The sequence below is a fragment of the Sphingopyxis sp. genome (genome assembly GCF_035944815.1).
Lineage (GTDB): Bacteria > Pseudomonadota > Alphaproteobacteria > Sphingomonadales > Sphingomonadaceae > Sphingopyxis.
The window spans coordinates 256,158-276,929 of record NZ_DASZAU010000004.1 but is presented as its reverse complement, the minus strand read 5'-3'; the positions used below and the strand labels follow the sequence as shown (position 1 = coordinate 276,929).

The window sequence follows — 20,772 nt, the reverse complement described above, 5'->3', positions numbered from 1 at the left end:
GCCGGTTCAGCGCGCCACCGCCATCGCGGGCAGCGCCGATCCGGCGTTCGCCAGTTCGCGCTCGGCCTGCGTGAAGCCGTAAGCCGGGACGATCGCGCCATCGCGGTCGGAAACCTCGCCCCAATGCCTGGCGAGCTGTTCGCCCGCATCGGCAGCGGGACCGACATAGCGCCCTTCGGACAGCGTGACATCGGCGGTCGCGAAATGCCCCGCCCCCGCGCAGAGGATCGCGCGCGTCGGCGCATCGTCGCCGACGAGCGCGAGCAGGCCGGGGCTGACGAGCGCCGGATCGAGCCGTTCGAGGCTGGCGTCCGACAGCACGCCATGCGTCATCTGCGTCGCCGCCGTGGGCGCAAGGCTGTTGACGCGAATCCCGTATTTCTCGCCCTCGATCGCCAGCGTCTGCATCAGGCCGACGAGCGCCATCTTGGCGGCGCCATAATTGGCCTGCCCGAAATTGCCCCACAGCCCCGACGAGGAGGTCGTCATGACGATGCGGCCATATTGCTGCGCGCGCATCGCATCCCACACCGCCTTGCAGCAGATGGCGGCGCCCATCAGGTGGACGTCGACGACGAGCCGGAAATCGTCGATGCTCATCTTCGCGAAGCTCTTGTCGCGAAGGATGCCGGCGTTGTTGACGAGGATGTCGATCCGGCCCCACGCACCCTGCGTATCGCGGACCATCGCGGCCACCGCCGCTTCATCGGTCACCGATGCCGCGATCGCCAACGCCTCGCCTCCCTGCCCGACGATCTCCGCTGCGACCTGTTCGGCGGCGGGCAATGCAAGGTCGTTCACGACGACGCGCGCCCCCCGGCTTGCGAGATAGAGCGCATGGGCGCGGCCCAGTCCGCCGCCCGCACCCGTGACGACGGCAACCCGGCCCCGCAGCGGCAATGTCTCATTTCCCATATCGATCTCCATTCACTCTCTTATGAGTTAATATTGTGAACAAGCGAAAGACGGAAGAACGCTGCCGTCCCGCCGCCTAAGCCTTGCTGTTGCAGATTTGCACGAATCCCGCGGCCATGAACGAGGCCATGCGCGCCTTGATCGCTTCGAAATCTTCGGACTTGCACACGCCGCCCGACAGCTTGTCGATGCGCCCGGTGCGCGCCAGCGTGACCATCAGCGCGCCGGTGACGAAATGATAACCCCAGAAGATGTCCTCTTCGGCACAATCGGGCATCGCCTTTTTCAGAAGCCCGATCAGGCGCAGAACCACCGGATCGAAATGGCTGTCCATCAGCTCGGCGCCCCATTCGGGGGTATTGGCGACCTGCGCGCCCAGCGCGCCGTAATTTTTCCAGCCCTCGCCGCCATGGATATAGAGATCGAGGTCGGTATCGAGGAAGGCATGGAGCGCGCCCTCGATCGTCGGCTTGCCGCCGCTCGCGCGATCATATTCGTCGAGCGCCTGCATCCGCTTCGTGCTCGTCACCACCGCGCGGCGCGCAAAGACGGCGTCGAACAGCTTCTTCTTGTCCTCGAAATAATAGTTGAGCAGCGTGTGATGGACGCCGACGCGCTTTGCGACATCCTTGAGCGTCACGCCGTGCAGCCCGTGCCGCGAAAAGAGCAGCTCGGCCTCGTCGAGGATTTGCTCCATCGTTTCGGCGCGCTGTTCGGCCTTGGTCGATCGCCGACGCGTTTTCGCCTGGTCTGTCACGATATCGGCCTTCAATCCCTGTTCTTCAGCGAGCGGGCCGGCGGCGCCCCGCCCCGGTTCAACTCGCGCCATATTCGTTCCGCAGCCGAATCTTATCGATTTTTCCGGTCGGCGCCAGCGGCATGGCGTCGAGCCGGACCACCGCATCGGGAATCCACCAGGGGGCGACGCGCCCCTTGAGCGGCGCGAGCAGGTCGGCATCGCCGACATCCTCGCCCGCGCGCAGTTCGACCAGCAGCACCGGCCGCTCGCCCCATTTGGCGTCCTCGCGGCCGATCACCGCCGCAAGCGAGACCGCCGGCAGCGCGCCGACAACGGCCTCGATCTCGGCAGGGTTGATCCATTCGCCGCCCGATTTGATCAGGTCCTTGGCACGGCCGGTGATGATCAGATTGCCCTTGACATCGATGCGCGCGAGGTCGCCCGTCGCGAACCAGCCGTCGCCGTCGGTCGCGCGCTCGTCCTGCCCGAAATAGCGATCGACCACCGCCGATCCGCGAACGTGCAAATGGCCCTCGCCGCCGCGCTGTTCGGCGAGCGGCGTGCCGTCGGCGTCGGTGAGCTGGAGGTCGACGCCGATCGCGGGACGCCCCGACACTGCCGCCGACCGATGCGGATCGGCGGGCGGCGCGATCGTACCCAGCGGCGACAGCTCGGTCATGCCCCAGCTCGTCTGCACCGTGACGCCCAGCAATCGTTCGATCCGCTCCATCAGCGCGGGCGCCATCGGCGCGCCGCCGACGATGATCCGTTCGAGCGAGGGAAGCGCCTCGCCCGTCCGCTCGACTTGATCGGCCACGCCCAGCCAGACCGTCGGCACCCCGACCCCCACCGTCACGCGCTCGGCGGCGATCAACCGCGCGAGGCTCGCGCCATCGGCGTGGCGCCCGGGCAGCACCAGCTTGCCGCCGACCGCGGGCAGCGCGAACGGCAGCCCCCACGCATTGGCATGAAACATCGGCACGACCGCCAGCACGGCATCGCGCGCGGTCAAGGCCATGACGTCGGCCTGCAACGCGCGGAGCGTGTGCAGGAAACTGCCGCGATGCGTGTAGGTCACGCCCTTCGGCGCCCCGGTGGTCCCCGATGTGAAGCAGAGGCCCGCCGGCGACGTCTCGGCGAAATCGCCCCACACCGCATCGCCCGGTGCATAGGCGATCAACGCTTCGATTTCCGCCAACGGCGGCGCGCTCGCCGGCCAGTCCTCCGCCGCGCCGTCGATCACCAGCACCCGTTCGATCGCCGGCGCGCGCTCGGCGACCAGCCGCGCGAGCGGCAACAAGTCGGCGCTCGCCACCAATATCCTGGCGCTCGACTGAACCGCCATCGATGCGAGCTGCGCCCCGGTCAGCCGCGGATTGAGCGTGTGGCACACCGCGCCCATGCCCATGACGGCGTACCAGCATTCGACATGCGCCTGGCTGTTCCAGGCCAGCGTCGCCACCCGGTCGCCCCGTCCGATGCCATATCCCGCGAGCAGCGACGAGATCGCGAGGCTGCGCGTCCGCAGTCCCGCATAGTCGATCCGCGCGATACTACCGTCCTCGCGCGCCGTCACGACCTCGGCATCCCCGTGCCAGCGCGCCGCATGGTCGAGGAATTTGTTCAGCGTGAGCGGGAAATCCTGGATGCTGCCGTCGATCATGGACAATCTGCGCTCTTGGTCAGGACGGGGGAGACGATGCCAGTGTTCCAGTTCCACGGCTGGTTGCCCGCCGCGCGGCGGCGGCATGTCGCTGCCTCGTGCAGCGCGAACATGCCGGGCATCAGCCGGGCGCCGCTGCGCGGAATGTCGGCAAAGGCCATGAAGGCGGCGTCCGTGCCATAGGCGCGCCATGCCGCCTGCCCCGCCGCCTCGGGCTTGCCGGTGCGCGCGAAGGAAACCCAATAATCGCCCATCGCGGTCGCAAGGCGGCGCTCGCCCACGCTGTCGGGGATTTTGGGCCAATAGGGCGGCGTGTCGGCGGCGGTCCCGAAGACAAACGGGATTTCGGCCGCGTGGAAGCCGTGCAGGCCCGCCTCGCTCGCGGCGGGATAGCCATGGTCGAACAGATAGAGATAGGCGGGCTGGCCGAGCGCCGTCTGCCGGATGGCGAGCCGTTCGGACGTCCAGCCATACATCGCGTCGCGCGCGCCCGCGAGCATCGCCTCGCCGAGGTCCCTCGCCGGATAGAGCTTCAGCCAGGCATCGGCGAGATCGCCGTACCGCGCGCGGATGATCGCCTCATAGGCCGCGGCATTCGCGGGCGGCGGCGGCGCAAGGATGCGCAGCGAACGGATCTCGCCAATGTTGAAGCCCGCGATCATCGGCACCGGCGCCTGTTCGCCGCGGTCGAAACTGTCCGCGATCTGGCGCGGCAGGATTTTCCCGTCGATCGTCCCCCACGGGAAATAGCCCGCCTTCAGCGCATTGTCGGTCAAGACACCGGCATCCATCGCGCGCAGCGCTGCAAGGTCGGCGGCGCCAACTGCGGCGGCGACCTTCGCGCCCATTGCCTCGGCGGGAATTTCGCCGTGGCGCGCTTCCTTGAGCGACGGCGTCGAGATCATATAGGCGCTTTGCGCGATCGCCTTGTGGAACAGGCCGCGCGCCCGGGGTGCGGTCATCAGATACATGACGCTGAGTGCGCCGGCGGATTCGCCCGCGATGGTGACATTGCCGGCATCGCCGCCGAACGCACCGATGTTCGCCTTCACCCATTCGAGCGCCGCGATCTGGTCGAGCAGCCCGTAATTGCCCGACACGCCGTCGGGCGTTTCTGCGCTGAGCGCCGGGTGCGCCAGATAGCCGAGCGCGCCGAGCCGGTAGTTGATCGAGACGACAATCGCGCCGCGGCCGGCAAGCTTCGCACCATCATACATCGCTTCATGGCTATAGCCGCTGAGCAGCGCGCCGCCGTGGATCCACACGATCACCGGAGCGCCTTTCGCCTTCGCCGGGGCCCAGATATTGAGCGTCAGGCAGTCTTCCGACATCTTCACGGGCGGGTTGGTGTAGATACCGATCGCGGTCGGGCGCGGCTGGATACAGGCCGCACCGAAAGCCTGCGCCTTGCGCACGCCCGCCCAGACGGGCAGCGGCTGCGGCGCTTTCCAACGCAGCGACCCGACCGGCGGCTGGGCAAAGGGAATGCCCTTGAACACATCGACCTTGCCGACGGTCTTACCCTCAACCGTGCCGGCGGGGGCCTCGATCACCGGGTTCGCCGCGACGGCCGGCATCGCCATTAGCAATCCGGTCGTCGCCAGCGCAGCGCGCAACATCTTCATGCCTGTACCTCCTGTCGGACATCCTGCCGGCGCAGCAGCCGGGCGAGCCAAAGGAACAGCCCGATTGCGATCAGATAAAAGGGCGTCAGCGTATACAGCGCCGTCTGCAGCCCGTGCGGATCGCCCTGCGCCTTGAACCAGTCGCTCGCAAAGCCGACCCACGTCGGCCCCAGCCCCAGCCCGATGAAATTCATGATGAGCAGCAGCAACGCCCCCGCGAGCACGCGCTGCCCCGGCTTCACTTCCTCTTGCACCAGCGCGACCGAGGCCGAGAGGTAGAAATAGTTGAAGACCATCACGACGGCGAGCAGCGCGAGCGCGAGCGGCCATCCGGGCGCCCAGACGAACGCGACATAGAAGGGCATCGCGACGACCAGCGACAGCGCCGGGGCAATCGCATAGCCGGCGCGCGATTTGCGCACCATGCGGTCGATCACGCGGCCCGACACAATCATGCCGCCGCCCATGCCGATGAGCAGGACAAGCGCGTACCAGATCGCGACGTCGCCGAGTTCCATGCCCTTTTCGCGCATCAGGAACAGGACCGCGAAATTGCCGAGGCCGTAGGTGACGAACTGCGTTGCGCCGCTGCCGAGCGCCGCGAGCATCAATATGGGATGCGACAGGAACATGCGCACCGTCGGCCAGAAGGCCGCCTTGTCGTCCGAAGCCGGGCCCGCCACGTCGGTAGCGCCGCGCGCCGGTTCGCGCACCGTCAGCCAGACGAGCAGCGCGGTGACGACGCCGATCACACCGACGGCGATGAAGGGGATGCGCCAGCCGAAACTCTCGGCAATCGCCGCGCCGAAGGCGACGCCCGCCGCCGCGCCGATGGCGGGCCCCAAATTGAAGATGCCGAGCGCCGCCGCGCGCTTGCCCGGCGGATAGGTGTCGGTGATGATCGCGTAGGACGGCGGCACGCCCCCCGCCTCGCCGAAGCCCACGACCATACGCGCGATCGCGAGCTGCGTGTAATTCGCCGCCATGCCGCACGCGACCGTCGCGCCGCTCCATATGGCGCAGGCGAGCGACAGCACGCCGACGCGGCTCGTCCGGTCGGCGAACCAGCCGACCGGGATCGCGATGAAGCAATAGAACATCGCGAAATAGAGCCCGCTGATCAGCCCGAGCTGCCCGTCGCTGATCTGGAGCGCGTCCTGGATCGGCTTGGCGAGGATCGACAGCAGCTGCCGGTCGAGGAAGTTCAGTACATAGACGAAGCAGAGCATCCCCAGCACGAAGCCCGGCCGGGCGGCCGGTTTCGTAGCGGGCACGGACGTGACGCCGGTCGCCATGACTTAGAGGCTGTAACCGAGGCGGACACCGAAGGTCCGCGGGCGCATCGTCCCGAAGCGGCTCACGAGGAAGGCTTCGGGATGGATGTAGGTGATCGAATGATCGTCGAAGAGATTTTCGACATAGAATTGCGCCGACATATCGCCCTTCTTCAATCCGAAGCTCAGGTTGACGTTGCTATAGGCATCGGTCTTGCCAAAGGTCGAGAGCGGCACGTTGGGCCGTCCCGGAGTGTTCGGGAAGCTGCTGTTATACGCGCCGATATGCTGCGCATTGGCGGCCAGCGTCGCCTCGACGTCGCTCGCGAGGTTGAAGCTGTAGGCGATATAGGCCGAGCCCTGAATGCGCGGCGCCGACAGGCGATGGCCGAGCACCGCCCCCGAAATCGCGGCTTCCTCCGCCGACAATTTGGTGATCTTGGCGTCATTGTAGGCCCCGTTGAAGCCGATCGCCCAGCCGGTCGCGGGAATGATACCGATTTCGAACTCGAAACCCTTGCTGCGCGCGGCGCCGATGTTCGTCGCGAACTGCACCGAGTCCGACTGGCGGTTCGCCTGCGCCTGGATGTTTTTCCAGTCGATCAGATAGAAGGCGACATTCATCGATACGCGGCCGTCGAGCCAGCGCGCCTTGGCGCCGACTTCATAGCTTTTGAGATTGTCCGACGTCGCACCATAGGGGATGATGATGTCGTTATCGTCGACCAGGCTCGGCGCGCCTGCACGCGCGTTGACGATCGGCGCACGGAAGCCGGTCGAGAAGGTCGCATAGGTCGTCAGCGCGTCACTTGGCTTGAAGGTCGCACTCGCCTTCCACGATGGCTTCGAGCCCTTGGCCTTCACGCCTTCGGCCGCGACATAAGGCGTGAAAGTGGTGAAATTTACCGGCAGCCCGAGCAGCGCATAGTCATAATAGTTGAAGCCGAACGCCGTCGCGAGATAGCCGCCCGCCTCGGTAAACGCCTGCGCCGAGGTCTCGCCGTAGCGCATCCCGCCGGTCAGCCAGAATTTGTCCGAAAAGCGATAGGTCAGCTCGCCGAAACCCGCGAGTTCCTTGCTGAGCGAGTGGGTGTAGAGCTTCTGGAAATATTTGTCGGGAAGACCCGTCATGTTCCGCGCGGCGAGAAAGGCCGGGTTCGAACGATAGAGATAATCGACGTCGCGGCGGCGGTCGAGATAGAAGCCGCCGATCACGAACTGGAACGGGCCGCCCAGCGTCGAGGCGAGCCGCGTTTCCTGCACGAACACCTTGTCATACGCATCGGCGTCGAGCCCGAAGGCGATCGGCGCACCCGCGAACGACCCCGGCGGGAAGGTGCCGGCAAGATCGACGTAAAAGCGCTGGTCGAAATCCGAATAGGTCGACGAACTGGTGAGCTTCGCAAAATCGAACTCATAATCGATCGTGGCATTGGCGATGAACTGCTTGCCGGTAAAGCGATCGGGCTCGTCCGAGATACGCTTGTTGCGGCCGAGCGACGGGCTGGTCAGCGAGCTGTCCTTGGGGTTGCTATATTCATAGCTGCCGAGCAGCTTGATCGACAGGCGGTCGGTCGGGCGCCACAGCAGGGTCGCACGGCCGCCGTAATCGATCAGCGTGTTCGAATTCTTCACGCCCGTCCCGACATTGTCGAGATAGCCTTCCTCGTCGCGGTAGAAGCCGACGACGCGCAGCGCGAGCTTGTCCTCGACCAGCGGGACATTGACCATGGCGTTGTAACGCTGGCGGAAACTGTCCGATCCGGTCAGCCCGAAATCGACGAGCGCCGCAGTGTCGAAATCGTTGAGGTCGGGGCTCTTCTGCAGGATGCGCATCGCGCCCGACAGCGAGCCCGATCCGAACAGCGTGCCCTGTGGCCCGCGGAGGAATTCGACGCGTTCGACGTCGAACAAATTGGGGTCGACGACGGTGGTGTTGCCGATCGTCGAAACGGGAAGCTCGTCGATATAGATGGCGACCGAGCTTTGCAGATTGGCGTTATAGCCGTTGGTCGCGATGCCGCGCGCGGTGAAGTTGTTGAAATTGGCGGTCGGTTTGTTGAGCACGACGCCCGGCGTTTCGCGCCCGATTCCTTCGTAACCGACGATGCCCTTGTCGGTCAGCTCTTCCTGCGAAAAGGCCGAGATGCTGATGGGAACGTCCTGGATGCGCTCTTCGCGGCGGGTCGCGGTGACGATGATATCGTGCGATTCCTGCGCGTCGGCCTGCGGCGGCGCTTCGGCCGCGTCCTGCGCGGCGGCACCGGCCGGGATTGCGAAAAGCGCGCCCGCGCACACGGATGCAAACAGCTTTGCCCTCATCTTGCCCTCTCCCATTCATCGCCGCTCGAACGTCGGCATGCCGCATCTATGCCTCGCGCTATCCGTGGAGTCAATATTCACTCTCACGAGTGTGAATGAAATAATCGCGCCGAAAGATGGGCCAGACGGACGGCTATTGATAGAGGGTCCGGCGCGGCTATATCCCGGCTTGCAACGCCGGTCGGCTACGCCGCACGGCCACATCGAATCGCAATCCGGACAAGTCCCGCCATGTCGACCGACGCCGCATCCCCCGCCCTGCTCAAGAATATTCTCGGTCCGGCAGCGCTCGAAACGATCGCCGCTGCCGGCACGGCCGCATCGCGACGATTCGACCGCGCCGCCTTCCTGACCGCCGCGTCCAGCGGCCTCGACGCGCTGTCGATCATGGAACGCGTACGCCATATCGCCGACGCGCTGCATGACGCGCTGCCCGGCGATTATGCGACCGGCGTCGACATCGTCCGCGCGATGGCACCGCAACTGACCCACAGCTTTCAGGCGATGGCCGTCACCGAATATGTCGCCCGCCGGGGCCTGCAGGATTTCGACCGGTCGATGGAGGCGCTGGCCGATCTCACGCGTTTCGGCACCGCCGAATTTGCCATCCGTCCCTTCCTTGCGGCGGACACGCCCCGCGCGCTCGCGGTGATGACGGAGTGGACCGGCAGCGACAACGAACATGTCCGGCGGCTCGCCAGCGAAGGCGCGCGGCCAAGGCTGCCGTGGGCCGCGCGCGTCCCGGCGCTGAAGGCCGACCCGACGCTCGCGGCGCCGATCCTCGATACGCTGAAGGCAGACCCCAGCCTCTATGTCCGCAAATCGGTCGCGAACCATTTAAACGATATCGCGAAGGACCGCGCCGACTGGCTGCTCGATCGCCTCGCACGCTGGCCACAGGACGATCCGCGCACCGCTTGGATTATCCGCCACGCGCTTCGCACGCTGATCAAGCAAGGCGAACCGCGCGCGCTGGCGCTGATCGGCGTCGGACAGGATGCGGCGGTCACGCTACGCCACTTTGTCGTCGAACCGCAGGCCGTACGCCTCGGCGACCGGATCGCGATCACCGCCGAACTGGCCTCGGACGCGCCGGGGGATCAGCGATTGGTGGTCGACTATCGCATCCACTACGCTCGCGCCGGGGGCAAGACCGCGCCCAAGGTATTCAAACTCAGGACTTTCGACCTCGCCGCCCGCGACACGGCGACGCTCGCCATCTCGCAGACGATCCGCGATTTCAGCACGCGGCGGCATCATCCGGGCCGGCACCGCGTCGAACTGATCGTCAACGGACGGACGATGGCCGAGAGCGCATTCGATATCCTGCCCGGCTGAGGCGCCCCGCTAATTGCCGGGTGGCGGCTGCGGCTCGGGTGCCGTGGGCGGCGGCGTACTTCGATCCTGGATCGGCAGGCGCAGGTCGATCCGGCTACCGTTGATCTCGGTCGAAATCACCGCATCGCCGCCCTCGATCCCGATGCGCGTTCGGTCGCCCACCGGGATGTCGCCGATATCGGGGATGTCGAGCGGCTCGACGGGACCGGCGGGATCGGCGGGTTTCGGCCGCGGCGCCGCTTTCCTGCCCGATGCCTCGGCCATGAAATCACGCCAGATGCGCGCCGGCAGCCCGCCGCCCGAGATGCCCTGCAGCGGCGTATTGTCGTCGTTGCCGATCCAGACGCCGACGACGAGGCCGTTGGCATAGCCGACGAACAGCGCGTCGCGATTGTCCTGGCTCGTGCCCGTCTTGCCGAAATTCGCCTGCGGGAGGCGCGCGGCGCGACCCGTGCCGCGATTGACCGCGGCGCGCAGCATCTGCTCGATATCTGCATGCTCGCCCGACCCGAAACGGCTCGGCCCCGAGATCAGATTTTCGAACCAGCCCCGCTCCTCGCCCTTGAACGCGCGCGGTTCGACCGGGTAGCTGTTCGCGGCGACCGCGGCATAGGCGGCGGTGAGTTCCATCAGCGTCATGCTCGATGTCCCGAGCGCAAGGCTGGGATCGCCCTTGGCCATCGGCGCGGTGACGCCAAGGTCGCGCGCCATGTCGATCACCTTGTCGTCGCCCACCTCGCGCAGCAGGCGCACTGCGGCGACATTGCTCGACGTCGCGAACGCATCCTCGAGCGTGATCGTCTTCGAATAAGACCCGCCCGAATTCTTGGGCTGATACGCTCCCGTTTCGATCGCTTCGTTGCTGATCACATCGTCAGGCTCCCAGCCGTCCCGGAGCGCCGCCAGATAGACGAACAATTTGAATGTCGAGCCCGGCTGGCGCTTTGCCTGCGTCGCGCGGTTGAAGGGCGACGCGGCATAATCCTTGCCGCCGATCATCGCGACGACCTCGCCGTTCGGGCGCATTGCGACGAGCGCGACCTGCGCCTTGCCCAGCCCCGCGCGTCCGGTCACGCGCCGCGCGATCCCCTGCAACCGCGCGTCGAGCGTCGTCGTGATCGTCTGGCGCGAATAGCCGACGTCGCTAAGCTTGCGCGCTTCGGGCAGCGCCCAGTCGGCGAAATAGGTGCCGGTTGGCAACGTGTTGCGCGTGCGCACGTCGATGCGCGGGGTACGGATCGCCCTCGCTTCTTTTTCGGTCAGATAGCCGGTGTCGACCATCGCATTGACCACCAGCTTCATCCGCTTTTCGGCGAGGCCGGGATTCTTCGTCGGCGCCAGCCGCGACGGCGCCTGCACCAGCCCCGCGAGCATCGCCGCCTGCGCCGGGGTCAGCTTTTCGGGCTGGCGATAGAAATAATGAAGCGAAGCGGCGCGCAGGCCGTAGGTGTTGTCGCCGAAATAGGCGTTCGACAGATAGCGTTCGAGGATCTCGTCCTTGCTGAGCCACGCTTCGAGCCAGAAAGCGATCAACGCCTCGCGCGCCTTTCGCCCCAGCGTGCGCTTCGGCGTCAGGAAGGTGAATTTCGCGAGCTGCTGCGTGATCGTGCTGCCGCCCTGCGTGCGGCCGCCGGTGACGTTGCTCCACACCGCGCGTGCGATGCTGCGCGGATCGACGCCCCAATGCGTATAGAAGCGCCGGTCCTCGATCGCGAGGAAGGCGCCGGTGACATGCTTCGGCAGATCCTTGGCCTTGACCGGCGTATCGACGATCGCCCCCGTCCGCGCGATCGGGGTGCCATCCGACGCGAGCAGCGTGATCTGCGGCGGCGCGATCGGTTCGAGCGATTTCGACAGCGGCGCGGTCAGCGCGAGCCACCCGACGAGCAGGATGAAGACAATCGCGAAGACGGCAAAGCCGCGCGAAATCCGGCGCATCCATTTGCGCCCCCGCGTTTCGGGAACGGCGGGCGCGGGCGTTTCCGCGACCGGATCGCCCGGCATCGGCGCGAGTGCGGGCGCGGGATCGGGGCTGGAGGGTTTACGGAACCATTTCATGCGCTGCGGCCGTATTAAAGCCCCAACACAGCATAAGCAAATCCCTTATCGCCGGGCCTGTTCGGCCAGCGTGTCGCGCGCAACGGCCTGTAGTGCTGCCGCCTGCGCGTCCGAAAGCCCCAGTTCGTCGGCGCCCTTTTCCTTTGGACCCAGCGTCGCCGGGTCGATGCCGGTGATCGCCCCGAAGGTCACGAGCGCCGAGAGATAATAGCCCGCGACGCTGCCATGATAATGGTCGTACGCCCACAGATCGAGCTGGCCATAGCCGATGCCGTCATAGGGATCGGGATCGGCGACGCCCGTCGTCATCGCGCGATTCCAGGCCTGGCCGACCGGCACGATCCCCGCCACGGACGGAGTGGCGGCGCGTGCGCGGTCGGCCGCGGCGCGGAGGTCATCGGCCATCGTCGTCACCGGCTTGCCATACCAATGCCCCCCGGATTTATAGGTCTGGTCGGCGCGCGTCCATGTCGACGCGAGCCGGATGTCGACCGCCGGGTTGCGCGCCGTAAACAGCGCCGACAGGCGCGCGACGTCGCGAAGATATTTCGCGGGATCGCCGGGCTTGTCGCGATCGAGTGTGCTGAATTCCTGCAGCACGACGATATCCCACGATCGGTCGAACAGCTGGCGACGCTCGTCGTAATGAAACCCCAGAGACTTGCCGCCCTGCGTCTCGAGGCTGACGTCATAATCGAGCCCCGCCTGCTCGGCGAACAGCTTGAACAGCGCAGGCACGCCGCCATAGCCCGCCTTGTTGAGATCGGTGACGCTGCCCGCGCGCCAGTTGCGCGCCGCCGAATGCGCGCCCTGCGTGAAGCTGTTGCCGATAAAGAGGATCGTCTTCGGCGGCGCCTTCGCGGGCGGAGCGGAGGGAGTCGCGCCGGTGGCGGCGGTCGGCGCGGGCGCGCGTTCCTTTGCCGTTGCCACCGGCGCGACGGCGAGCGCGGCAGCGCCGATCGATAACCAGATGCCGTGCCCGTATTTCATGTCAGAACTCCGTGGTGACCGAGGTGTACCAGTAACGGCCATAGGGGCTGTAAAGCGAGCCCAGATAGCCTTCGGACGTGAGCGGCGGTTTCTTGTCCGCGATGTTGCGCACCCCGACGCGCCAGCGCATGTCGCCGCCGAGGCCCCCGGCATCCTTGATGCGCACCTGCGCATAGAGGTTGGCGGTGAGCTGCGATTTCACGCGCCACGGATCGCCGTCGGCATCGACGAACGCGGTTTCGTCGACCGCTCCCGTGTAGCGCGCGAAGGCGCCAATCTGGAACTGGCCGAGCGACCAGGTCAGCGATGCCGTGCCGCGCCATTTCGGGCGGCCGTTCGCCTCGATCAGATTTTGCGTTTCGGGAAGCGGCGTCCCCGCGTCGATGTCGCCGGCCTCGCGCGCGGCGACGAGCATGTCGACCGCATCGCCCGGCGAACGCGAGAATTTGAGCAGCCGCGTCGCGTTGATCGACAGGTCGAACTTGCCGACATCGGTCTTCGGCGATTGCCAGTAGAAGCCGAAATCGAGCCCGCGCACCGTCTGCGGCTGCAGGTTGATGAACTGGTCGCGCACGGTCGTGATCGCACCCACCGGCGCGATGCCGGTTCCCGCAAATTCATCGACATCGTCGGCATCGGGCGCGGCGCGAATGACATTGGGGTTCGACGATCCCTGCAGGCGAAGCAGATAGTCGAGCGCGATCGCGGTGTCGTTGCCGAGGATGCCGACGATGCCCTTCTGCTTGATCGACCAATAATCGACCGTGAAGGTCATGCGGCCGAAGCGATCCGACAGGAAGGTCGGTTCGAACACAGCGCCCAGATTATAGTTGGTGCTCTTTTCGGGCTTGAGGTCGGGGTTGCCCGACACGCGGCGCGAATAACCGACATTGTTGCCGCACTCGGTGAAATTGTCGATGCGCCCGGCGCGGAGGTCAACCTCGCAGCGCAGGAAGTCCGGGCTGGTCGCAAGCCGGGCATATTCGACCGCATTGACCTGTTCGAGGTTCGGCGCGCGGAAGCCCTGCGAGAAGGAACCGCGCAGGCGGAACCCGTCGACGACGTCCCATGCCGCCGCGATCTTCGGCCGCGCGACGCTGCCGAAATCGCTGTAATGTTCGTAGCGGCCGGCAAGCTGCAGGTCGAACCGGCGGACGAGCGGGATATTCATATCCTCCGACACCAGGGGCACGGCGAGTTCGGCATAGCCCGCCGCGACCGTCCGCTTGCCATAGGTATCGGGATTGTCGCTGACCGCCGCGGCGTCGCTGATCGTCACCGCGCCCGACACGGCGTCGATGAAGGGGCTCGATCCGTCGACCGCCGAATCGCGATCGTCGCGCTGGGTCTCGCGGCGCACTTCGACGCCGAAGGCCACGCCGACATCGCCGCCGGGCAAGGCGAACAGGTCCGAGCGCGACGCACGGAAGTCGCCCATCGTCAGCGTCGTCTTCGACCGGCGCCGGAGCTGGAAGGTGATCGCGTCGATCGCCGCCTGTGAACTCGGCGTGCAATCGCCCGAACTCAGACTGTCGATGCAGCCGCCGTTGAACGGGTTATAGGCATCGGGCGTCGCGAGCGCGAGGCTCTGCTGCAGCGCCGAACTGCGCACCGCGAGGCTGCTGTCGACCGCGGTCGCTTCGGAATAGACGAAGGCGCTGTCCCATTTGAAACCCGCGGCCTCGCCGCGCACGCCGATCAGGCCGCGCAATTGTTCGCCCGACACCTTCACCGTCTGCGGCCCCGTATCGACGAAGCGATAGGTGGTGAGCAGCACCGGCAACCCGGCGTCGGGCACGTTGGTGAGGCCCGGCAGGCGGTTCAGGCTGCCGACGGGACCGAATGGATTGTAATAGTTGGTCGCCGGGATCCATATCTGGTTGAGGTTGATGACCGGCGGCTGGATGCGGGTCGTGTTCGACCGGTAATATCCGAACTCGCCGAACAGGGTCAGCTCGTCGCTCAGGTCGTAATGACCGTTGATGAAGGCGTTGTAGCGCTTCACGCTCGGCATCACCGTGGTGCCGACCGCCGTATCGTAACGCAGGTCGCGGAACGCATTGTTGGTCGCAAGCGCCGTGTTCACAAGGCAAAGATCGGCGGTGAGCGCCTGCGTACAACCACCCAGCCGCGTCGGACGCACCGTGAACGCGCCCGCGGCGGTGGTCAGGTTCGTCGAACCGCGACGCGGCCGGCCGCCGGTAACCGGCACCTGCAGCGCGGGCCAGGCGCCGCGCGTCGCGCGGGCATCGGGGGTCGTCGATCCCGCAAAATCGGGATAGTCGGCGAACAGCGGCCGCAGATTGGCAGAGGCGGTGAAATCCTGATCCTCGGCGCGGAGCGCCGTGCGGTCGGTATATTCGAACGACAGCGTGATATTGCCGCGGTCGAAGCTCTTGCCCGCAAGGATATTGCCCTGGAATTCGCGCAAGTGGGTGCCTTCGGCGCCGCCATATTGCGCCTGCATCCGAAGGCCGTCGTAATTGTCCTTGAGCACCGTGTTCACGACGCCCGCCACCGCGTCCGAACCATAAAGCGCCGCCGCACCGTCGAGCAGCACTTCGAGCCGCTGCAATCCGGTCGTCGGGATCGCGTTCGAGTTATAGCTCAGCACCGGCACGGTGCCGGTGTCCGACAGGCCCTGGCTCGCGGGGTGGGTGACGACGCGGCGGCCGTTGAGCAGCACCAGCGTGTTGCCGACGCCGAGCGAGCGCAGGTTGACCGAACCGACGTCGCCGCGCGCGGCGTTGCTCGTCTGCGCATTGTTGCCGGGGTTGAAGCTGACGTCGCCCATCTGCGGAATGTTGCGGATCAGCTCATCCCCGCTGACCGCACCGATCGCGTCGATCTTGTCCTGACCGACGACGACGACCGGCAGCGCCTCGGTGACGCGCGCGCCTTCGATGCGCGTGCCGACGACGACGATATCCCCGGCAGCCGCATCATCGCCCTGCACCTCGCCGGTATCGGAGACATCCGGCGCGGGATCCGCCGCAGCCGCTTCGCCGGACGTCTGCGCCCGGACGGGTGCGCTCGCGAGAAGGCAGATCGCCGTGCTCGCAAGCAGCATGGTTCCAAAACTGCGCCTCATTGTCATTCTCCCCAATATTATCGTTTGAATTTTCGTGTGGCCCGTCCGGGCATCAATCGCTGTCGGTCTCGACCGGCGGCGCCGCGAGCGGCGCGGGTTCGCCGTTCAGCGCGCGGCCCAGCGCGTCCTCGTCGAGCGCATTTTCCCACTTGGCGACGACGATCGCCGCGAGCGCGTTGCCGATGAAGTTGGTGAGCGCGCGGCACTCGCTCATGAAGCGGTCGATACCGAGGATGAGCGCGAGCCCCGCGACCGGTACCGTCGGCACCGCCGTCAGCGTCGCGGCGAGCGTGATGAACCCCGCGCCGGTCACGCCGGCCGCGCCCTTCGAACTCACCATCGCGACCAGCAGCAGCGCGACCTGATCGCCGAGGCTGAGGTCGATCCCCGTCGCTTGCGCGACGAAGAGCGCGGCGAGCGTCATATAGATGTTCGTGCCGTCGAGGTTGAAGCTGTAACCCGTCGGCACGACCATGCCGACGACGGGCTTGGCGCAGCCCGCCTTTTCGAGCTTGTCCATCAGGCTGGGCAGCGCCGCCTCGGACGATGAGGTGCCGAGCACCAGCAGCAGTTCGGCCTTCAGATAGGCGATCAGCCGGAAGATCGAAAAGCCGCACAGCCGTGCCATTGCGCCGAGGATGACGACCACGAACAGGATCGAAGTCAGGTAGAAGGTCGCGATCAGCGCGCCGAGATTGACGAGCGATTCGACGCCATATTCGCCGATGGTGAACGCCATCGCGCCGAACGCGCCGATCGGCGCAAAGCGCATCAGCATGCCGACGAGATAGAAAAAGACGCTCGACAGCTTTTCGAGCATGCCGAGCACCTGCGCGCCGGCGGCGCCGGTGTGCGACAATGCGATGCCGAACAGGATCGCCGCGAACAGCGCCTGCAGGATCGACCCCGACGTCAGCGCCGATACGAACGTCGTCGGGATGATCGCGAGCAGGAAACCGACCAGCGAAGTGTCGTGCGCCTTCGCGTCATATTCGGCGATCTTGGCGACCGCGTTCGGATCGAGCGTCGCCGGGTCGATGTTCATCCCCGCGCCCGGTTGCACCACATTGGCGACGATCAAGCCGATGATCAGCGCGAGCGTCGAGAAGAAGAGGAAATAGGCGAAGGTCTTCGCCGTCAGGCGGCCGAGCGTCCTGCCGCCGCCGACCGAGGCGATGCCGGTCGAAACGGTCAGGAAAATCACCGGCGCGATGATCATCTTGACGAGATCGATGAACCCCTTGCCGAGCGGCTGGAGCTTCACGCCGATCTCGGGCCAGAAATGGCCGAGCAGGACCCCGCCGAGGATGGCCGCGAGCACCTGCACATAAAGATGCGACCACCAGGGCTTTCGCCCCGAGCTTTCGGGCATCGCATTCATATCGATCGTGGCGGCCACCGGCCTCTCCCCTGTCATACGGCCGTTATTCGACCTCGACCGAAAAATAGGCGGACGGGAGAATGGCGGTCAAACCGACGACGCATTTTCCTATATATTTGATACTACTATATTTTATGTGAAATAGCCGAACCGATCCCGAAAATTTGTGCGAATATCCGCATAAAAATCCATATATCTGTGCAATAATCCGCACATGGCATCGCAACCCGATTCGCACCGCATCCTGCCCCGGCTCGACCGGCGGCGGCTGTTGTTCGCATCGATCGCCGGCGCGTTGATCCTGCTCGTCGCCGCGCTTGGCCTTTCCCAATGGGCGGCGGGCCATGCGCGGACGCGCGCCGACGCCGACGCGCGGCAGAATGCACGCGCGCACGCGAGCCTGCTCGAAAGCGAGCTCCAGAAATTCCGCCTGCTCCCGCGCGTGCTCACGGAATTTCCGGACGTCCGCCTCGCGCTCGCCGACAAGAGCGCGGCGGCATCGCGGCGGCTCGACCGCGAACTCGAGCAGCTCGCGCGCCGCACCGACGCGGCGGTGATCTACGTGATCGGCGCCGACGGCACGACGATCGCAGCGAGCAACTGGCAGGCGCAGACCAGCTTTGTCGGGCAGGATTATCGTTTCCGTCCCTATTTTCGCGGCGCGATGCAGCGCGGCGAAGCCGAACTCTTCGCGCTGGGCACCGTCAGCGGCCGGCCCGGCCTGTTCCTCGCACGGCGCGTCGACGTCGGCGGTCGCCCGCTCGGGGTGATCGTCGTCAAGGTCGAGTTCGACAAGCTCGAGGCAAAATGGGCCGATTCCCCGGCGACGACGCTCGTCACCGACGATGCGGGTATCGTCATCATGACCAGCGAGCCCGCGTGGCGCTTCCGTTCCTTCGGTCCGATCTCGCCCGCGACGCAGCAGCGGCTGCGCGGGACGCGCAGCTATGGCGAGGCGACGCTGGCGCCGCTCTCGGCGCGTCAGGCCGACGGCGACCTTCGTATCGCCGACAGGGGCAGTGCCACCCTCTATCGTCAGGCCGTTCAACGCGTGTCGCTCCCCGACAGCCGGCTTCACGTCCTCCAGCCCGCACAGCTCGCGCGCGACGGCGCCAACGCCACCGCGCGCGTCATTTTCCTCGTCCTGCTGATCCTCGTCGGCGCCGCGATCCTCGCACTGCTCCGCCTCGTCGAACGGCAGGCATTGCGGCAGGCGGCGCATGTCGCGCTCGAGCGCGAGGTCGCGGCGCGCACGCAGGACCTGCGCGACGCCAATGCCGAACTGCAGCAGGCGGCCGAACGGCAGGCCGAAACCGACCGCCGCTTTCGCGAGGCGCGCGAAGAGCTGGCGCAGGCCAGCCGGCTCGGCTCGATCGGACAGATCACCGCCGGTGTCGCACACGAGATCAACCAGCCGATCGCCGCGATCCGCACCTTCGCCGAAAACAGCCTGCGCTATCTCGATCGCGAGCAGCCCGCGAAAGCGCGCGGCAATTTGGGCACGATCGTCGAACTCACCGCGCGCGTCGGGGCGATCACCAACGAACTGCGCAATTTCGCCCGCCGCAAGCCGACGCCGCTCGGCCCCGTCACGGTGCAATCGGCGATCGAGGGCACCAACCTCCTCATCGGCGACCGGCTGCGCGCGCAGGGCATCGCGTTCGACATCGTGATCGAGGACCCGGCGCGCACCGTCCATGCCGATCGCGTCCGGCTCGAACAGGTTCTCGTCAACCTGCTCCAAAATGCCGCCGACGCGCTGCAAGGGGTCGACGCACCGCGCATCGCGCTCCGCGCCCACGGCGCCGATCCGGTGCTCATCGACATCTGCGACAACGGCCCCGGGGTCGCCGCCGACCTGCTGCCCCAGCTTTTCACGCCCTTCGTCACCGGCCGCCCCGACGGGCTGGGCCTCGGGCTCGCCATCGCTAGCGACATCATGGGCGAATTCGGCGGCGCGCTGACGCTCATCCCCTCGCCGCTCGGCGGCGCGGGTTTCCGCCTGACATTGAGGTCCGCATGAGCTTTTTCACCGACGAACAGGCGATCTTCTTCGTCGACGACGACGCCGCGCTGCGCGAGGCGAACGTCCAGACGCTCGACCTCGCGGGCCTCGCGGTCGAGGCTTTCCCCGACGCGCAGAGCGTATTGCCGCGCATCGAAGCCGGCTTTTCCGGCATCGTCGTCACCGACATCCGCATGCCCGGAATGGACGGGCTCGAACTGCGCGCCGCGATCCACGCGATCGACCCCGATATCCCCGTCGTTCTGATCACCGGCCACGCCGATGTCGCGATGGCGGTGCGCGCGCTGCACGATGGCGCATTCGACTTCCTCGCCAAGCCCTTCGCGTCGGACCATCTCGTCGGGGTCGCGCGCCGCGCGCTCGCGCATCGTGCGCTGATCCTCGACAATCGCCGGCTGACCGCGGCGGCGGCGGCAATCGACAGCCCGCTGATCGGCGAGAGCCCTGCCATGCTGCGGCTGCGCGAAACGATCGCACAGCTTGCGCAGGCCGATATCGACGTGCTGATCGAAGGCGAAACGGGTACCGGCAAGGAGCTCGTCGCGCATATGCTCCACCGCCAGAGCCGGCGCAGCGCTGCGTCGCTCGTCGCGGTGAATTGCGCCGCGCTGCCGCAGGAACTGGCCGAGACCGAGCTGTTCGGCAGCGACCTTGTCGACCGCACGACGGGCAAGCCCGGCCAGGCCGGCCGCATCCGCGCAGCGCATCGCGGCACGCTCTTCCTCGACGAGATCGACACGATGCACCCCGCAGTGCAGGCCAAGCTGCTGCGCGTGATCGAGGAGCGCGAGGTCCAGCCGATCGGCGCCGCCGCGCCCGAACCCGTCGACCTGCGCGTCATCGCCGCGACCAAGACCGACCTGATGGACGCGGTGCGGTCGGGCGCCTTCCGCGAAGATCTTTATTACCGGCTCCATGTCGTGAAGCTGCGCATCCCGCCGCTGCGCGAGCGCCGCCCCGACATTCCGCAGACCTTCGCCTATTTCCTCGACGAAGCCGCCACCAAGATGGGGCTCAAAGGCTTCCAGATCGACGACAGCGTGCGCCGCCACCTCGTCGAGCACGACTGGCCGGGCAATGTCCGCGAGCTCAAGAATTTCGCTTACAGCGTCGTGCTCGACCTGCCGTCGGATCCCGGCCTGTCGGCGATGCCGGGCGACGCATCGCTGTCCGAACGCCTGCGCCGCTTCGAGGCGACGATCCTCCACGACACGCTCACCCAGACGCAGGGCAATATCGCCGAGACGATGGCGCGGCTCGGCATCCCGCGAAAGACGCTCTACGACAAGATGCAGCGCCACCGGATCGACCCGAAGCTGTTCCGGGGGTGAAAAGGGATTGCCGATTTCC

At 66.4% G+C, this 20,772-nt stretch carries 13 protein-coding genes; 3 read left to right on the top strand and 10 right to left on the bottom strand.

Annotation, left to right across the window (positions count from 1 at the left end; translation table 11 throughout):
- Nucleotides 1-6: 6 nt before the first annotated feature.
- The 6 genes from VGU00_RS06595 to VGU00_RS06570 all read right to left on the bottom strand — a co-directional run bounded on the left by VGU00_RS06595 (nucleotide 7) and on the right by VGU00_RS06570 (nucleotide 8,538).
- Nucleotides 7-915: an SDR family NAD(P)-dependent oxidoreductase gene (locus VGU00_RS06595; protein ID WP_327466732.1), complete on the bottom strand. Its 909-nt coding sequence runs from the start codon at nucleotides 913-915 to the stop codon at nucleotides 7-9.
- 76 nt (nucleotides 916-991) lie between these two features.
- Nucleotides 992-1,744, bottom strand: coding sequence for a TetR/AcrR family transcriptional regulator (locus VGU00_RS06590; protein WP_327466730.1), 753 nt, complete (start codon nucleotides 1,742-1,744; stop codon nucleotides 992-994).
- A complete protein-coding gene (locus tag VGU00_RS06585; protein ID WP_327466728.1) occupies nucleotides 1,731-3,317 on the bottom strand; it encodes an AMP-binding protein in 1,587 nt (528 codons plus the stop codon). Before VGU00_RS06585 ends, VGU00_RS06590 begins: the two co-directional genes overlap by 14 nt.
- Nucleotides 3,314-4,942 (bottom strand): carboxylesterase/lipase family protein, encoded by a 1,629-nt coding sequence (locus VGU00_RS06580; RefSeq protein ID WP_327466726.1) that lies wholly within the window; start codon nucleotides 4,940-4,942, stop codon nucleotides 3,314-3,316. Before VGU00_RS06580 ends, VGU00_RS06585 begins: the two co-directional genes overlap by 4 nt.
- Nucleotides 4,939-6,216 (bottom strand): MFS transporter, encoded by a 1,278-nt coding sequence (locus VGU00_RS06575; protein WP_327466724.1) that lies wholly within the window; start codon nucleotides 6,214-6,216, stop codon nucleotides 4,939-4,941. The genes VGU00_RS06580 and VGU00_RS06575 overlap by 4 nt, the downstream gene beginning before the upstream one ends.
- Nucleotides 6,217-6,240: 24 nt before the next feature.
- Nucleotides 6,241-8,538 (bottom strand): TonB-dependent receptor, encoded by a 2,298-nt coding sequence (locus tag VGU00_RS06570; RefSeq protein WP_327466722.1) that lies wholly within the window; start codon nucleotides 8,536-8,538, stop codon nucleotides 6,241-6,243.
- 231 nt (nucleotides 8,539-8,769) lie between these two features.
- Between VGU00_RS06570 and VGU00_RS06565 the strand changes: the two genes are divergently transcribed.
- Nucleotides 8,770-9,876 carry a DNA alkylation repair protein gene (locus VGU00_RS06565; protein ID WP_327466720.1) on the top strand — a complete coding sequence of 369 codons (1,107 nt, stop codon included), beginning with the start codon at nucleotides 8,770-8,772 and terminating at the stop codon, nucleotides 9,874-9,876.
- Between the two features lie 9 nt (nucleotides 9,877-9,885).
- On the opposite strand, the gene VGU00_RS06560 is transcribed toward VGU00_RS06565, so the two are convergent.
- The 4 genes from VGU00_RS06560 to VGU00_RS06545 are packed head-to-tail and all read right to left on the bottom strand — an operon-like array spanning nucleotide 9,886 to nucleotide 17,396.
- Nucleotides 9,886-11,934, bottom strand: coding sequence for a transglycosylase domain-containing protein (locus tag VGU00_RS06560; RefSeq protein ID WP_327466718.1), 2,049 nt, complete (start codon nucleotides 11,932-11,934; stop codon nucleotides 9,886-9,888).
- A 45-nt stretch (nucleotides 11,935-11,979) separates the two neighbouring features.
- Nucleotides 11,980-12,924 carry a DUF4886 domain-containing protein gene (locus VGU00_RS06555; protein WP_327466716.1) on the bottom strand — a complete coding sequence of 315 codons (945 nt, stop codon included), beginning with the start codon at nucleotides 12,922-12,924 and terminating at the stop codon, nucleotides 11,980-11,982.
- Between the two features lies 1 nt (nucleotide 12,925).
- Nucleotides 12,926-16,015 (bottom strand): TonB-dependent receptor domain-containing protein, encoded by a 3,090-nt coding sequence (locus tag VGU00_RS06550; protein ID WP_327466714.1) that lies wholly within the window; start codon nucleotides 16,013-16,015, stop codon nucleotides 12,926-12,928.
- A gap of 52 nt (nucleotides 16,016-16,067) precedes the next feature.
- Complete coding sequence (locus VGU00_RS06545) at nucleotides 16,068-17,396, bottom strand: dicarboxylate/amino acid:cation symporter (RefSeq protein ID WP_327467444.1); 1,329 nt, start codon at nucleotides 17,394-17,396, stop codon at nucleotides 16,068-16,070.
- A gap of 214 nt (nucleotides 17,397-17,610) precedes the next feature.
- On the opposite strand from VGU00_RS06545, the gene VGU00_RS06540 reads away from it, so the two are divergent.
- Nucleotides 17,611-19,419 (top strand): sensor histidine kinase, encoded by a 1,809-nt coding sequence (locus tag VGU00_RS06540; protein WP_327466712.1) that lies wholly within the window; start codon nucleotides 17,611-17,613, stop codon nucleotides 19,417-19,419.
- Nucleotides 19,416-20,753 carry a sigma-54 dependent transcriptional regulator gene (locus VGU00_RS06535; protein WP_327466710.1) on the top strand — a complete coding sequence of 446 codons (1,338 nt, stop codon included), beginning with the start codon at nucleotides 19,416-19,418 and terminating at the stop codon, nucleotides 20,751-20,753. The genes VGU00_RS06540 and VGU00_RS06535 overlap by 4 nt, the downstream gene beginning before the upstream one ends.
- Nucleotides 20,754-20,772: the final 19 nt, after the last annotated feature.